This window comes from Ensifer sp. ZNC0028, from assembly GCF_000799055.1.
Taxonomy (GTDB): domain Bacteria; phylum Pseudomonadota; class Alphaproteobacteria; order Rhizobiales; family Rhizobiaceae; genus Ensifer.
The window spans coordinates 37,353-52,001 of the sequence record NZ_JTLA01000069.1 but is presented as its reverse complement, the minus strand read 5'-3'; the positions used below and the strand labels follow the sequence as shown (position 1 = coordinate 52,001).

Here is a 14,649-nt window from a genome sequence, read left to right as displayed (position 1 = left end):
CTGCGGCTGCGCGGCGGCCAGGCGGTCGCGCGCCGTGGCGGCGGAGGCCGGCGTCGCGTCATGCTGGCGGTCAGTGGTAAAGACGATCGAAACCGGAAGCTCCTTGGCTTCGGCATCGTCGATCAGAGCATTGGCGGCTTCGACCCGCTGGTTCCAGTCGGAGACTGTCGCCCAGCTGTTGTCGACGACGAGCGCGAGCGGACCGGCTGCCGAAAGCGTGTTCTGCCGTGGGTTGATCACGGGGTCGGCGATCGCAAGGATGAGGGCGGCGGCCATTAGCATGCGCAACAGCGTCAGCCACCACGGGCTTTGCGCCGGGGTCTCCTCGCGCTTCATCACCGAGGCGAGGATGCGCAGCGGCGGGAAGACTTCGGCCGACGGTCTTGGCGGCGTCATGCGCAGCAGCCACCAGATGACCGGCAGGGCAACCAGCGCGGCAAGGATGGCCGGATTGGTGAAGAGGAAGGCGAGGCCGCTCATAGCTGGCCTCCGTGGGTCGCGCGTCCCGGCATGCCAGAGAGATAGGTGTGCACGGCGACGAGTGCCTCGGAGGCGGGCCGGTCTGTCTTGTGCGGGGTGAAGGTCCAGCCGAGATGGCGGAGCGTCACGCCGAGCGTGTCGCGTCGGCCGATATAGGCGCGCTGATAGTCCTCACGCAGCACTTCGGCGCGGCCGGCGGTCAGCTTCTCGCCGGTCTCAGGATCGGTGAATTCGGTCCGGCCGGAATAGGGAAACACTTCTTCGGCCGGGTCGGCGATCTCGACCACATGGCCGCGCAGGCCGCGCCTGGCCAGCGGGCCGAGGCGGTCCATGATCTTTTCGGCAGGATCGAGAAAATCGCCGATCAGCACGAGGTCGCTGGCGCTGCGGATCATTCCGGTTTCGGGCAGGCCCTCGGCAAGCGGGCTCAGCATGATGGCAGTCGCCAGCCGTTCGGCGGCGTTGCGCGCCGAGACCGGCTCCATGATGCCCGGGCAGCCGATGCGCTCGCCCGAGCGTGCGAGGATCTCGGCGAGTGCCAGCATCAGGACCAGCGCACGGCTCTCCTTGGACACGGTGCCGAGCTTCGACTTGTACATCATCGACGGCGAGAGATCGGCCCACAGCCAGATGGTGTGGGCGGCTTCCCATTCGCGGTCGCGCACATAGGTATGGTCGTCGCGGGCAGAACGCCGCCAATCGATGCGCGACATGCTCTCGCCATCGGAATAGGGCCGGAACTGCCAGAAGTTTTCGCCGATGCCGCGCTTGCGCCGACCGTGCCAGCCGGAGATCACGGTGTTGGCGATCCGTCGCGCCTCGACCAGGCAATCGGGAACGAGCATGGCGCGCTGCTGCGCGCGTGAAAGCACTTCACTGGCAGGAGTACGCGAGACTATGTGCCCGACGGTGGCCATGCGTCAGCCTCTGGCCTGCTTCACCAGATCGGCGACGACGTCGCGCACGGTCATGCCTTCGGCGCGGGCGGCGAAGGTCAGCGCCATGCGATGCTGAAGCACCGGTTCGGCCAGCGCCAGGATGTCGTCGATCGACGGCGCCAGGCGGCCGTCATAGAGCGCGCGGGCGCGGGCGCAAAGCATCAGCGCCTGTCCGGCGCGCGGGCCTGGGCCCCAGGCGACGTTCTTGTCGGTCGCGGCATTGCCGTTGCCCGGTCGGGCGGAGCGCACCAGCGACAGGATCGCGTCGACCACCTTCTCGCCGACCGGCATCTGGCGGATGAGGCTCTGGATCTGCAGCAGCCGGGCGGCATCGATGACCGGGTGGGCCGTCGCTTCGCCGACACCTGTGGTTTCGAGCAGAATCTGGCGCTCGGCAGCAAGGTCTGGATAGCCGACATCGACCTGCATCAGGAAGCGGTCGAGTTGCGCCTCGGGCAGGGGATAGGTGCCTTCCTGCTCCAGAGGGTTCTGGGTTGCAAGCACATGGAAGGGCGCCGGCAGGTCCTTGCGGGCGCCGGCAACCGTGATGTGATACTCTTGCATGGCCTGCAGCAGCGCCGACTGGGTGCGCGGCGAGGCGCGGTTGATTTCGTCGGACATCAGCAACTGCGTGAAGATCGGGCCGGGAATGAAGCGGAACGAGCGATGGCCGGCCGCATCCTGGTCCATCACTTCGGAGCCGAGGATATCCGACGGCATCAGGTCGGGCGTGAACTGCACGCGGCTGGAATCGAGCCCGAGCACGGTGCCGAGCGTGGCGACGAGCTTCGTCTTGGCAAGGCCGGGAACACCGACGAGCAGGGCATGGCCGCCGGAAAGGACTGCGAGCAAGGTCTGTTCGACGACGCTTTCCTGGCCGAAAATGACTTTGCCGACTTCCGCACGCACCCGGGCGATTTCGCCCAGCGCACTTTCGGCCGCAGCGACAATCGCCTTCTCGTCGATCGCGTCAGCCGCGCCCTTCATCACACTCATGGTCATACTCCCCGGTCGCCCGTTGTTAAACCGAATCGCCCCTACAGCGCCGCGCGTCCTTATAGAGCGCGCCAGGCTCGCTGTAATATTGAGCCGCCGCAAGACGTCCTTAGATCGATCCCGATTTAAGGAATCATGCGGTAGCCGGGATTTCAGTCGCCAAAATCCAATTTAGACCCTGCCGGACGGCTGACAAGTCGGCGCCGACGCACTATCTCGTGAGATATCAAAGGTCTCGATGCAAAATCGAGGTCAAACGGGACGGAACAATGGCAGAAGCCGAAATTCAGCAAACCGGCGATGCGGCCGGACTGGCGGCCCTGATTGCGCGTGCTGCCGGGCAGACCGGCGAAAAAGCGCGCGGCCTGCCACCGGTTGACCGCTGGAATCCGCCGTTTTGCGGCGACATCGACATGGAGATCCGCGCCGACGGCACCTGGTTCTATCTGGGCACGCCGATCGGCCGGCAGCCCTTGGTCAGGCTGTTTTCCACCGTTTTGCGCAAGGACGAGGACGGGCGCACCTATCTCGTCACGCCTGTGGAAAAGGTCGGCATCCGCATTGTCGACGCGCCCTTCGTCGCCGTCGAGATGAGCGTGACCGAGGGGGAAAAGGGCCAGGTCCTGACCTTCCGCACCAATGTCGGCGACGTGGTCGAAGCCGGGGCGGAGCATCCGCTGCGCTTCGTCATCCATGGCGAGAACCGCGAGCTGAAGCCTTACCTGCATGTGCGCGGGCGGCTGGAAGCCCTGGTGTCGCGGCCGGTCATGTACGACATCGTCGAGCTGGGTGAAACTGTCGCGATCGACGGCACGGAGATGTTCTGCGTGCGCTCGGGCGGCGCGGTCTTCCCGATCATGCCGGCGGCCGAGCTGGACGCGCTCTCCCGATGAATGCGCATCCCTTCTCAGCCGACGAGTTTCGTCGTCGGGCGCTGACCCAGATGGGCGGGCCGATCGAGACCTCCTGGCGCGAGCACGGCGACTTCCTGCTCAATCCGGGCATGGTGCCCTATCTGGAGACGCTTAAGCTCAAGGACGCCGCAGTCCTGGTGCCTGTTGTCGACGACGGCGACGATGCGACGGTTATCCTCACCCAACGCACCACCAGCCTGCGCAAGCATTCCGGCCAGGTGGCCTTTCCGGGCGGTGCCGTCGACCCCGAAGACCGGTCTATCGAAGTCGCAGCGCTACGCGAGGCGCAGGAAGAGATCGGCCTCGATCCGCGCTTCGTCGAAACCATCGGCCGGCTGCCGCACTACATGGCCATGTCCGGTTTCCGCATCACCCCGGTGCTGGCCGTGGTCAAGCCCGGCTTCGAACTCGTGCCCAACCCGGAAGAGGTCGAAAGCGTCTTCGAGGTGCCGCTGTCGTTCCTGATGGACCCCGGCAATCACGACCGCGGCAGCGGCCACTGGCAGGGCGAGGAACGGCATTTCTACCGGATGCCCTATGGCGGCCGCAACATCTGGGGTATCACCGCCGGAATTCTGCGCATGCTCTATGAAAGGCTTTATGCATGACCTCGGTTGCTGGCGAAGGCTGGTTCTCGACGCCCTCCCTGCGTCGCGTTTTCGATGTGCTCAATGTCGACGGCGGCGAAGTCCGGGTCGTCGGCGGTGCGGTGCGCAACAGCCTGATGGGCTTGCCGGCCGGCGATATCGACATGGCAACCACCTGGCGCCCCGATGAGGTCGCCGAGCGGGCGAAGGCGGCCGGCATCAAGGTGGTGCCGACCGGCATCGACCATGGCACGGTGACGCTCGTCATCGACGGCATGCCCTATGAGGTGACGACGCTGCGCCGTGACGTTGCGACCGATGGCCGTCGCGCCGAAGTCGCCTTCGGCACCGACTGGAAGGCGGATGCCGAGCGGCGAGACTTCACCATCAACGCGCTCTACGCCAACGACCGCGGCGAGGTCTTCGACGATGTCGGCGGTCTCGCCGATATCGAAATGCGTACGCTGCGCTTTATCGGCGATGCCAGCGAACGGGTCGCCGAAGACTATCTGCGCATCCTGCGCTTCTTCCGCTTCTTCGCCCATTACGGCCGTGGCCGGCCGGATGCCGATGGCTTGCGCGCCTGTGCCCGCGCGCGCGCGAAGCTTGCAACGCTTTCGGCCGAGCGGGTCTGGGCGGAAACGAAGAAGCTGCTTTCGGCCGATGATCCCGGCCGCGCGCTGCTTTGGATGCGCCAGGCCGGCGTGCTCACCGAAATCCTGCCGGAAACCGAGAAATGGGGCATCGACGCGATCCCCGATATCGTTGCCGCCGAGCGGGCCTTCGGCTGGCAGCCGGACCCGCTTCTGCGGCTTGCCGCGATCGTGCCGCCGGACGAGGAGCGTCTGGAGGCCATGGCCGAGCGTCTGCGTGTGTCGAAGGTGGAGGCTGCCTATTTCAGCCGCTGGGCCAAGGCGCCCGCGGTGCCGGCGACGACCGTCGACACGGCCTTCGATCGGCTGCTCTATCGTCATGGGGTGGAAGGCATTGTCGTGCGGCTGCGGCTGGCACTCTCAACGGCGCGGCGCAAGTCGGAAGGAGACCCGGCGTTCTTGTCCGAGACCGCTTCGCTGCGCCGTCTTCTGGCGCGGGCCGAGGCCTTCAAGCGGCCAAGCTTTCCGTTGAACGGCGGTGATGTGCTGAAGGCCGGTGTGCCGGCCGGCCCGCGGGTGGGCGAGATCCTCGGCGAACTCGAGAACCTCTGGATCGAGCGTAACTTCAATCTCGACCGGGCAAACCTCGTCGCCCGGCTCGAAGCCATGGTGCAGCCGTCCTGATCAGGCCGCCTTGGCCGGACGGCTAAGCCGCCTTGGCCGGACGGCTCACGCCGCCTTGAGGACGGCTTAAGCCGCCTTGGACTCGTCGGTGATCCGGGCCTTGATGTTGTCGATCATGTTTTCGCGGATGACGGTTTCGCCGTGCGTTTCGCGCATGTGATCGACCACGCGGCGCACGATTTCGGCATCGTTATCGGCGCGGGTGTGCCATTCGCAGCCCGGGACGAGGGAACCGCATTCAAACAGGCGCATGGTTGCTTCCTTCCCTGTGTAAGTTTGATGCGAGAGCGGCGCGCCGGTCGGGCGACCGCACGGTCAGAGTAGCATCAACCCCCGGCACGGCCAATTGTTCCCGCCGAACGCGCGACAAGAAACCGTTATAGACAAGCGGGCCGTTGGTGTTATGGGTTTGCGGTAACAAGAGACGCAAAGGCCCTTTTGCCCATGACCTCCACCGTTCAATCGGAACTGATTGCCGCCATCCGGAACATTCCTGACTATCCGAAGCCGGGCGTGATGTTTCGCGATATCACCACCTTGCTCGGCAATCCGCGCGCCTTCCGTCGCGCGATCGACGAACTGGTGCATCCCTATGCCGGCACCAAGATCGACAAGATCGCCGGTATCGAGGCGCGTGGTTTCATCCTCGGTGGCGCGATTGCGCATCAGCTTTCTTCTGGCTTCGTGCCGATCCGCAAGAAGGGCAAGCTGCCGCACGACACCGTGCGCATCGCCTACAGCCTGGAATACGGCGTCGACGAGATGGAAATGCACAAGGATGCGATCCGTCCGGGCGAAAAGGTGATCCTGGTCGACGACCTGATCGCGACCGGCGGCACGGCGGAAGCGGCCACCAAGCTCTTGAAGCAGATGGGCGCCGAGATCGTCGCCGCCTGTTTCGTCATCGACCTGCCTGAACTCGGCGGGCGCAAGAAACTCGAAGCGCTCGGCGTCAATGTCCGCACGCTGATCGAGTTCGAGGGCCACTGATTGGTCGTTGCGGGATGGGTGCGGGAACCGCGCCCTTCCTTTGGCCTACATGCGGTTGATCGTCCGCAGCATCAATTGCACTTCGCGCTGGGCTGCCGGCGACAATGTCTCCACTTCGGTGAGCCAGAATTTTTCGGCTTCCGGCGGCTCGTCTTCCCAGCTTCGGACCGATGTCTCGTTATCATCGATGACGACGCGTCGGTGACCGCCAAGACGCAGATATTCGTCCGCCAATTCGCGGGCGTGGGTTCTTTCCATAGCCGCTCCTCCGCTAGCAATGGTCGCTTGCCCCGAAGCCGCTTCGGCGCGGCTGAGGGCGCGCAACCTGTAACTAGGGAGTTTACATCCGGCGGAAGGCGATTTTAAGAAATGATGGCGCCTGGCCGGTTTGGTCCGGTCAGACGAACTCGATGACCTTGCTCTCGAAACGGATCACCGCTTCGCCGTGCTGGTTTTCGCCTTCGCACAGGATCGTGTTGATCCGCCAGCCGGGCTTGGAGGCAAGCGAACGGCTTTCGAGGAAGGTGACGAAGTAGGTGACCGTGTCGTCGGCATAGACCGGCTTCAGCCATTTCAGGTCGCGAAATCCGGGCGAGGGGCCAAGGTTCGGCGCCTTCAGACCTTCGGCCGCAAGCCGGCGTTGCTCGTTTCGCCAGAACTTGACGAAGCACTGCATCCACCCGGCGCAGGTATGCCAACCTGAGGCGCAAAGGCCGCCAAACAGCGAATGCCGCGCCGCTTCCGCATCGAGGTGGAAGGGTTGGGGGTCGAAGTCGGTGGCAAAGCGGATGATGTCCTCGGCCGTAAAGGTCAGACTGCCGATCACGGTCCGGCTCTTGGCCGCGTAGAATTCTTCCATCGTCATCATCAGGCGTTGCCCTTGTCGCGGCAGCGAAAGAGAACCGAGCATTCGGAAACCGCCACGGGCTCGCCGGCCTGGTTGTTGATTTCGTTGCGGAACTTGACGATGCCGAGATCCGGTTTCGACTTCGAACGGCGCGCCTCGATCACCAGGCTGAAGCCCGAGAGCACGTCGCCGGCAATGACCGGCTTCCTCCAGTCCATGAAATCGATGCCGGGCGAGCCCTGGGACGTGGAATTGCTCATGAAGGCGTCGAGCATCATGCGCATGCCGATGGCGCTGGTGTGCCAGCCGGAGGCGGCGAGACCGCCCAGGATGCTGCGTTTTCCCGCCTCTTCATCAAGATGCATCGGCTGCTGGTCGAATTCGCTGGCAAACGCGATCATCTCCGGCGGCTTCATCTCGACCGGCTTGTAGTCGAACCGCCGGCCTTCGGAAAAATCCTCGAAGTAGAGCATGCTTGCCTTGTCCCGTCTGATTTGTTGCCGCATTACCTACTGCATAATTTCCGCAAGCGGAATCGATTTGCGCGGAGATACGCAACATCGCAGGTCCTCCCGCGACGTTTCCCGGTTGCGCTTGGCTCTTGTCCATGCAACCAGCTGACAATCCGTCCCATCCGCTCGTGTCTTGATTGAGGAAAGCGCGTGACCGAACTGAACAGAGCGCTCGCGGGCGCAGCCGAAAAAGGCATCATCTCCGCGCATCAGGTGCGCGATCTCGAAGTGTATCTCGCCGATCGTGGCTTCCGTTTCGGGCCAGTGGCATCGGATGCCGCGGCCGACAGGGCCGACGCCGCGCTCGATGCGCGGGCGGCGGAAGACAGCGAACAGCCCCGCTTCATCAGAGGCTTCCACGATATCCTGATCACGATCGGCGTCGTGGTGGTCCTCATCGGCTTGTGGGGCCTGACCGGCCCGCTCGCAACGCTGCCCGTCATTCTCGTGCTTGCGGAAATTCTTGTGCGGCGCCAGCGTCTGGCGCTGCCTTCGGTGGTGCTGACGCTCGCGCTCGTTCATTGGGTCGCAATGACCTCGATGTGGTTCGTGGACGATCACGGGGATGCCTGGCACCCCCTGACCTTCGGCCTGACCTATGTTGCTGCCTTCCCGATCCCGCTGGCGCTGTTCTACTGGCGCTACCGCGTTCCGCTGGCGCTGGCCGGCCTGGTGCTGTCGATCGCGATGCTCTGCGTGGTGGCGGTGCTCATCGCCTTCCAGAAGGTCTTCGGTATCGACGTTGCCAACCCCGACCACGTCCTGCTCTTTCCGCTGACCTTGTTCGTGGGGGCGATGGCCGTGTTCGCGATCGCCATGCGCTACGACGTTTCGGACCCTCAGCGGCTCACCACCCGTTCGGACATCGCCTTCTGGCTGCACCTGGCAGCCGCGCCGGCTCTGCTCTATTCGCTGATGGGCCTGGTGTTCCTGGCGAATGGCGGCGCAACATGGTGGGACGGACAGGCAAGCTTCAATCAGGCGGCTTCCGCAATCGTGATCGTCGCCGTGTTCATGCTGGTCGGGCTCGTCATCGACCGGCGCGCTTTCGTCACATCGGGGCTGTTGTCGCTTGGCGGTGCGATCTGGACTGTGTTGAGCAAGACCAATGCGTCGCTCGACAGCTACGTCTTCATCGCCCTTGCGGTCGTCGGGGTGACCGTCTTGTTCATCGGCATTTTCTGGCAGCGGTTGCGCCGCATGGTCATCGACCTCTTGCCGGAAACGATAACGGCGCGGTTGCATGCCGCGCCGTAGTATCAAGTTCTGATGCGCTCCGATCCCGCGCCTTGAGTGCGGGATCGGACCGGCAGGTCTTACGTGTTGAAGCGGAAGTGGATGACGTCGCCGTCCTGGACGACGTATTCCTTGCCTTCGTCGCGTGCCTTGCCGGCTTCCTTGGCGCCCACTTCGCCGCCGAGCGCGATGTAGTCTTCATAGGCGATGGTGTTGGCGCGAATGAAGCCACGCTCGAAGTCAGTGTGGATGACGCCGGCCGCCTGCGGCGCCTTGGTGCCGCGCTGGATTGTCCAGGCGCGCGTTTCCTTCGGACCGACGGTGAAATAGGTGATGAGGTCGAGCAGCTTGTAGCCGGCACGGATCAGGCGGTCGAGACCGGCTTCTTCGAGACCGAGTGCGCTCAGGAACTCCTTGGATTCTTCTTCCGGCAGCTGGGCCACTTCGGATTCGATCGCTGCCGAGATGACAACGCTCTCGGCGCCTTGCCCCTTTGCCATTTCGGCAACCGCGCGGGTGTGTTCGTTGCCGTCGACCGCATCGCTTTCCGCGACGTTGCAGACGTAGAGAACCGGGTGTGCGGTCAAAAGGTTCAGGCCCTGCAGGATGCGCAGTTCTTCGGCATCGAGCTTGGCGAGCATCGTGCGAACCGGCTTGCCGTCCTGCAAAAGCTTCAGCGAAGCTTCCATGATCGGCAGCTGGGCGACGGAGTCCTTGTCCTTGCCGCCGGCGCGCTTGCGGGTCTGTTCGGTGCGGCGCTCGAGGCTGTCGAGGTCGGCGAGCATCAGCTCGGTCTCGATCGTCTCGGCATCGGCGACCGGGTTGATGCGGCCTTCGACGTGCGTGATGTCGTCATCCTCGAAGCAGCGCAGCACGTGCACCACGGCGTCGACTTCGCGGATGTTGGCGAGGAACTGGTTGCCGAGGCCTTCACCCTTCGACGCGCCGCGCACCAGGCCGGCGATGTCGACGAAGGAGATGCGCGTCGGGATGATTTCCTTCGACTTGGCGATGTCGGCAAGCTTGCGCATGCGCGGATCCGGCACCGCAACTTCGCCGGTGTTCGGCTCGATGGTGCAGAAGGGATAGTTGGCCGCTTGCGCCGCTGCCGTCTTGGTGAGTGCGTTGAAGAGCGTGGACTTGCCGACGTTCGGCAGTCCGACAATACCGCATTTGAAGCCCATGGGGTCTCGTCCGTATCTTAAAATTCCGTTGGCGTGGCTATGCGGGAAGGGCGCTCCCCGGTCAAGGGCGCAGGCCCTGTTCACGGTAAATAAGGGGCCACGCCCGTTGAACGGGTGCTCTTCGGGCCGCATATGCGCTCAGATTTCCGTCGACCTGCGCGGCGGCCAGGACATTATTGAGGATTTCCGCATTGATCGACCAGAAGTTCATGTTCCCGCGCGTGCCGGTTGCCGTCGTCGATATCGGCGATACGCTCGAGGCGCTGTTGATCCGCGCGACGCTCGAAAGCATGGGCGCCGTCGTCACCCTGCATCTGCCGGGAACGCCCGGGGATTTCCTGACCTTGCTTGCCGGCGGCGAGCTGGTGCACCAGCATCTGGTCATTTCCGGACACGGCGACGAGAACGGCTTCGTCTTTGGCGACTATATCGAGGAGATCGACACATCGATGCTGGTCGAGGGCAGCTTGCCGCCAGCCGTTATCGCCGAACACGCCAGGCTTGACGGCAAGATCGTGCTCAGCACTTGCTGTGAGACCGGCGGCAAGAGCTACGGCGATGCCTTTGTCGAAAAGGGAGGGGCCGCCCTCTACGTTGCGCCTGAAGGCTCGCCCGAAGGAGCGGACGCGCCGCTTTTCGTGCATTGCTTCTTCCATGCGCTTCTGGCGCGCAAGCAAGAGGCAAAGGCGGCGCTGGAAAAAGCCCGCTCCTATGACGAAGCGTCATCGATGTTCGTCGGCTATTGGGGAAAGCGTTGATTTCCGCCTGCGTCCGTGCGCCTGCTTTTGCTTGATCGGCACCTGCGGCCGTAGGATAGTGCGCCGACGGGGCCGGTGCGCCGAGACGGCCTTGTCCGCAAGGCGGTCCGCGGCAACGCCGGCCAATCTGTCATCAACGGGGTGGTTCCGATGAGTGACAACGAGGTTGCCAGAAAAGTCAAAGTGAAGGTGAAGCCGAAGCTCGAGCGGCCGAAGCTTTACAAGGTCATGCTGCTCAATGACGATTACACGCCGCGCGAGTTCGTCGTCGGCGTGCTCAAGGCCGTGTTCCATATGAGCGAGGAGGCGGGCTACCGGGTGATGATGACCGCCCACAAGATGGGAAGCTGCGTGGTGGTCGTCTGCGCCCGCGACATCGCCGAAACCAAGGCCAAGGAAGCAACCGACCTCGCCAAGGAAGCGGGCTTCCCGCTGCTTTTCACCACCGAGCCAGAGGAATAACAAGCCTCATGAATAGGCGTGGCGGCCGGAGGGATGCCCCGCGGCCGGCCGGCTTCACGCCTTCCGGTGCAGGCGAAGCGGCTTGCTCGCTTCGCGCTCGATCGTGCCCTTGGCCTCGAGATCGAGTTGAACCGCCTTCAGCCACCAGCCCGCCTTCGCGCCCTCGGGAAAAAGGTCCTGCGGCAGCAACGGCAGCAGCCGCTCCTTCGCTTCCGCCACGCTCAGGCCGGGTGCTGAGGGCGGCAGCACCGCGAGCAGGGCTTCACGCATCGCCTCGTATTTCACCCGATCGACGCGATGTTTGTGGCCGGGCGAGACGATGTTTTCGATCTCGATCTTCTCAGCCGGGGATGCCATTGGCCTCGCCCTTCACATAGTCGATCTTCGGCGCCTTGAATCCCATCGCCGCCCAGGCGGTCAATAGCCGCCACATGAAGCGGCCCGAATGCGTTTTGTAGCTCGGCAGCGTGTCGGCAAACTCGACGCCGGCCCTGCGGTCCTTCGTCATTGTGCGCATTTCCAGCGGCGGCTGTTCGTCCGGGGCAAAACGCTGATTGTAGACGCTCAGCCAATGGCCACCCTTGAACTCCAGGAACATGGCGGCGTTGCAGCAACTGGCGATGACCCGGCGCGTCGGCGCTTCCGGCGTCAGCCGGTGTTCGCGCAGGAGATCGCTGCCTCTCACGCAGCGGATGCGGTCCTTGCGGTAGAGCGCAAAGCGCGTCGAGCCGTCGGCCTCCATGACCGGCGACGCCTCCGGCAAGGCTTCGAAGCGCTCGCCGGCGGTGCGGCAACTGGTGCAGTAGCAGGCGGCGCCAACGATCGGCTCGCCGACGGCTTCAAAGGCAACCAGCCCGCAGCGGCAGGCGGCAATGCGATGTCTTCCCTGTGGTTTGGCCATGGCCATCTCCTGATCTGGCTTCACTAACTAGACTGGACCGTCCAGTTTGATTTGTCAATCCGACTGGCCTATTCTGCAAGCCGAGTGATTTGGCGAGATACGGCAGGGGGAGGGCAGGCTTGAGCAACGGCGCAAAGACGCGCATGGAGCGCACCCGCAAACTGATCGTGGCCGCAGCCAGCGACCTCTTCCTCAAGCACGGCTTCCTCGGCACCAACATGGACGAGATCGCAGCGACGGCGGAGGTGTCGAAGCAGACGGTCTATTCCCACTTCCACAACAAGGAGGCGCTGTTTCTCGAAGTCGTGCGCAGCATGACGGGGGGAGCCGGCGACGAGTTCCAGGAGCAGGTGGCCGACCCCGATGGCGACGAGCCGATCGAGGACTTCCTGCTCGACTATGCCACGCAGTTGCTGACGATAGTGATGACGCCGCGACTGATGCAGGTCCGCCGCCTTGTGATCGCCGAAGTGGAGCGCTTTCCGCAGCTTGGCGAGGCGCTGCACGAGCGCGGGCCCATGCGCTCGATCCGGCGGCTGGCGGTCGCGTTCAGGCGCTATGGCGAGAAGGGCGACATCCGGGTGAAGGATGCAGAGGTCGCTGGCGGCTTATTCAACTGGCTGGTCATGGGCGGGCCGGTCAATGACGCCATGCTGCTCGGCGACGGCGCCATTCCGACGCCGGAGGTGCTGCGGGCCCATGCGGCGGAGGCGGTGCGGATCTTTCTGGCGGCCCATAAGCCGGGGTGATGGATGGCCGCGGGTTGCGCTCAGGCGCGGCCTTCACCGCGCGTGGGCGTCCCACCACTTGAGCACGCGCATCGCCTTCAGCGTCACCCACCGCGAAGGGGCGTCGACCCCGTCGTCGATGTCGAACCACACCCGTCCGGCGGGGCGCCAGTCGAGTGGCCATGCGCCGCTTTCGAGCTGCCTTGAACGCAGATGGTCGATCGCTTCGCTGAGTCGTGGATCGGGTGCCGCATCGCAAAAGAGCGCCGCGGCACGAAAGTAATCGAGCGCCCGCAGGATGTCGTATCGCCAGCGGCTTGGGTGGCAAAGGCACAGGAAGCGTTTGTCGGCGGCTTCGCCCGTGCTCAGGCGGCGGAAGAGATGGCGCTTGAGCAGGTAGTCCTCGCCGGCCCGGCGCGCCGCCTTGGACCGTGGCGTGCCACCGGTCGCCCGTTCGAACGCAAGCAAGCCTTCGAGCACGTTGATGGTGGTGGCAAAGGAGGACCGGAGCGAACCGTTTGCCCGTTCGCAGTTCCAGCCGCCATCGGCCTGGACCTCGCCGACGAGCCTGTCGACGATCGGCGAAACGTCGACGCCGAAATAGGCGCCGTCGGCAACGGTGCGGCCGTTGATGCACTCCTCGACTTCGCCTTGCCAATAGGGCTGGCCGCCTTCGTCCCAGCGGGAATTCGCGCCGATCAGGTCGACGGTTCGTCGGGCCCGCTCGGACGAAGGGTCGAGACCGAATTCCCGGAGCTGCGACAGCGAAAAGCAGGTTGCCGTCCAGGGTTGGCCCTGCGCGGTCCACTCGTGCTCGTCGAAACCGGCGGGGATGAAAGCGCCTCCCGCCCATTGGCCGTCATCGTCCTGATGCGAGAGAAGCCTGGCGCCCCAGCCTTCGGTCTCCACCTTGGCCCTTTCGGCTTTCCATAGAGGCTCTGGGGCATCCAGCAGGTCGCGCATCACCTGCCAGCGGATTGCGGGATCCGATGCGAGAAGCCAGTCAATCACCGCGTCGGCCACGGGCGTGCTCCAGACTTATGCCATCGGGTCGATCTGACCCGTTCCGACTGCACAAGCTAGGGCGCTTTGCGGATAGGGGAAGCTAGTCGTTCTTCGAGCCGAACATCTTCTTCAGCATGTCGGCCATCGGGCCGGTCGCCGGCAGCTTCTTCGGCTGGGCGGAATTGCGCGCCTGGTGGATATGCGATTGCGCGCCCTGCTTCTTCGGGCCTTCAGGCTTTTCCGCTTCCGGCTTGCCGCCGGTCGCGAGCGCGATCTTGTTCAGGAGCTGGCTGTCTTCGCCGCGCACCAGCATGTCGGCATTGTCGGCGATGGCGTCGAGCAGGGGCACCAGCCAGGCCTGGTCTGCCTTGGCGAAATCGCCGAGCACATGGGCGTGCACCAGATCCTTGACGCCGGGATGGCCGATGCCGAGGCGCATGCGCCGGTAGTCCTTGCCGCAATGGGCATCGATCGACTTGATGCCGTTATGCCCGCCATGGCCGCCGCCGACCTTGATGCGCGCCTTGGCGGACGGCAGGTCGAGCTCGTCATAGATGACGGTGATGTCCTTCGGCTGCAGCTTGTAGAAGCGCATGGCCTCGCCGACCGCTTCGCCGGACAGGTTCATGTAGGTCTGCGGTTTCATCAACAGAACGCGCTCGCCGCCGATATCGCCCTCGGCGATCTCGGCCTTGAACTTCTTCGACCAGGAAGAAAAGCTGTGCCGGCGATGAATGACGTCAACCGCCATGAAGCCGATATTGTGCCGGTTGGCGGCGTATTTCGAACCTGGATTGCCAAGCCCTACGATGATCAACATGGTGCTGCGCATTC

General features: G+C 64.2%; 20 protein-coding genes. 8 read left to right on the top strand and 12 right to left on the bottom strand.

Going from position 1 to position 14,649, the window contains the following annotated elements:
- The 3 genes from L981_RS16215 to L981_RS16205 form a co-directional block, all read right to left on the bottom strand.
- Positions 1-480, bottom strand: a 480-nt coding sequence (locus tag L981_RS16215) for a BatA domain-containing protein (protein WP_043618149.1), incomplete at its 3' end; no start/stop codon positions are given.
- The gene (locus tag L981_RS16210; RefSeq protein WP_034788827.1) at positions 477-1,397 is read right to left on the bottom strand and encodes a DUF58 domain-containing protein; all 921 of its coding nucleotides are present in this window, start codon (positions 1,395-1,397) and stop codon (positions 477-479) included. The genes L981_RS16215 and L981_RS16210, both read right to left, overlap by 4 nt.
- A gap of 3 nt (positions 1,398-1,400) precedes the next feature.
- Entirely contained in the window at positions 1,401-2,414 is a 1,014-nt protein-coding gene (locus L981_RS16205; protein ID WP_043618146.1) for a MoxR family ATPase, read from the bottom strand.
- Between the two features lie 269 nt (positions 2,415-2,683).
- Between L981_RS16205 and L981_RS16200 the strand changes: the two genes are divergently transcribed.
- From L981_RS16200 to L981_RS16190, 3 genes are read left to right on the top strand one after another with little or no spacing between them, the layout of a single operon-like run.
- The gene (locus L981_RS16200) at positions 2,684-3,307 is read left to right on the top strand and encodes a DUF1285 domain-containing protein (RefSeq protein WP_043618144.1); all 624 of its coding nucleotides are present in this window, start codon (positions 2,684-2,686) and stop codon (positions 3,305-3,307) included.
- On the top strand, positions 3,304-3,936 hold the full coding sequence (locus tag L981_RS16195) for a CoA pyrophosphatase (RefSeq protein WP_043618142.1): 633 nt from the start codon (positions 3,304-3,306) through the stop codon (positions 3,934-3,936). The genes L981_RS16200 and L981_RS16195 overlap by 4 nt, the downstream gene beginning before the upstream one ends.
- On the top strand, positions 3,933-5,192 hold the full coding sequence (locus L981_RS16190) for a CCA tRNA nucleotidyltransferase (protein ID WP_043618141.1): 1,260 nt from the start codon (positions 3,933-3,935) through the stop codon (positions 5,190-5,192). The genes L981_RS16195 and L981_RS16190 overlap by 4 nt, the downstream gene beginning before the upstream one ends.
- A 66-nt stretch (positions 5,193-5,258) precedes the next feature.
- Here L981_RS16190 and L981_RS16185 read toward each other — a convergent pair whose 3' ends face one another.
- The gene (locus L981_RS16185; RefSeq protein ID WP_034788815.1) at positions 5,259-5,444 is read right to left on the bottom strand and encodes a DUF1059 domain-containing protein; all 186 of its coding nucleotides are present in this window, start codon (positions 5,442-5,444) and stop codon (positions 5,259-5,261) included.
- A gap of 192 nt (positions 5,445-5,636) precedes the next feature.
- Between L981_RS16185 and L981_RS16180 the strand changes: the two genes are divergently transcribed.
- Positions 5,637-6,182, top strand: a complete 546-nt coding sequence (locus tag L981_RS16180; protein ID WP_043618138.1) for an adenine phosphoribosyltransferase — start codon at positions 5,637-5,639, stop codon at positions 6,180-6,182.
- 45 nt (positions 6,183-6,227) lie between these two features.
- Here the strand turns inward: L981_RS16180 and L981_RS16175 are convergent, their stop codons facing one another.
- From L981_RS16175 to L981_RS16165, 3 genes are all read right to left on the bottom strand, one after another.
- Complete coding sequence (locus L981_RS16175; RefSeq protein ID WP_043618136.1) at positions 6,228-6,440, bottom strand: hypothetical protein; 213 nt, start codon at positions 6,438-6,440, stop codon at positions 6,228-6,230.
- Between the two features lie 139 nt (positions 6,441-6,579).
- On the bottom strand, positions 6,580-7,050 hold the full coding sequence (locus L981_RS16170) for a MaoC family dehydratase (RefSeq protein WP_082006054.1): 471 nt from the start codon (positions 7,048-7,050) through the stop codon (positions 6,580-6,582).
- Positions 7,050-7,502, bottom strand: coding sequence for a MaoC family dehydratase (locus L981_RS16165; protein ID WP_043618178.1), 453 nt, complete (start codon positions 7,500-7,502; stop codon positions 7,050-7,052). Before L981_RS16165 ends, L981_RS16170 begins: the two co-directional genes overlap by 1 nt.
- Positions 7,503-7,691: 189 nt before the next feature.
- Between L981_RS16165 and L981_RS16160 the strand changes: the two genes are divergently transcribed.
- Positions 7,692-8,798 carry a hypothetical protein gene (locus L981_RS16160; RefSeq protein ID WP_043618133.1) on the top strand — a complete coding sequence of 369 codons (1,107 nt, stop codon included), beginning with the start codon at positions 7,692-7,694 and terminating at the stop codon, positions 8,796-8,798.
- A 59-nt stretch (positions 8,799-8,857) separates the two neighbouring features.
- On the opposite strand, the gene ychF is transcribed toward L981_RS16160, so the two are convergent.
- Positions 8,858-9,961 carry a redox-regulated ATPase YchF gene (gene ychF, locus L981_RS16155; protein WP_043618131.1) on the bottom strand — a complete coding sequence of 368 codons (1,104 nt, stop codon included), beginning with the start codon at positions 9,959-9,961 and terminating at the stop codon, positions 8,858-8,860.
- A gap of 191 nt (positions 9,962-10,152) precedes the next feature.
- Between ychF and L981_RS16150 the strand changes: the two genes are divergently transcribed.
- Entirely contained in the window at positions 10,153-10,719 is a 567-nt protein-coding gene (locus L981_RS16150; protein WP_043618128.1) for a hypothetical protein, read from the top strand.
- Between the two features lie 150 nt (positions 10,720-10,869).
- Entirely contained in the window at positions 10,870-11,181 is a 312-nt protein-coding gene (clpS, locus tag L981_RS16145; protein ID WP_043618175.1) for an ATP-dependent Clp protease adapter ClpS, read from the top strand.
- Positions 11,182-11,235: 54 nt separating this feature from the next.
- On the opposite strand, the gene L981_RS16140 is transcribed toward clpS, so the two are convergent.
- Positions 11,236-11,538, bottom strand: coding sequence for a hypothetical protein (locus tag L981_RS16140; protein ID WP_043618126.1), 303 nt, complete (start codon positions 11,536-11,538; stop codon positions 11,236-11,238).
- Entirely contained in the window at positions 11,522-12,082 is a 561-nt protein-coding gene (locus L981_RS16135; protein WP_043618125.1) for a GFA family protein, read from the bottom strand. Before L981_RS16135 ends, L981_RS16140 begins: the two co-directional genes overlap by 17 nt.
- 119 nt (positions 12,083-12,201) lie before the next feature.
- Here L981_RS16135 and L981_RS16130 point away from each other — a divergent pair, with 119 nt between their 5' ends.
- A complete protein-coding gene (locus L981_RS16130) occupies positions 12,202-12,831 on the top strand; it encodes a TetR/AcrR family transcriptional regulator (RefSeq protein ID WP_043618123.1) in 630 nt (209 codons plus the stop codon).
- Between the two features lie 33 nt (positions 12,832-12,864).
- Here L981_RS16130 and L981_RS16125 read toward each other — a convergent pair whose 3' ends face one another.
- The gene (locus L981_RS16125; RefSeq protein WP_245281649.1) at positions 12,865-13,773 is read right to left on the bottom strand and encodes a squalene cyclase; all 909 of its coding nucleotides are present in this window, start codon (positions 13,771-13,773) and stop codon (positions 12,865-12,867) included.
- 142 nt (positions 13,774-13,915) lie between these two features.
- A complete protein-coding gene (gene pth, locus L981_RS16120) occupies positions 13,916-14,635 on the bottom strand; it encodes an aminoacyl-tRNA hydrolase (protein WP_043618172.1) in 720 nt (239 codons plus the stop codon).
- Positions 14,636-14,649 lie beyond the last annotated feature (14 nt).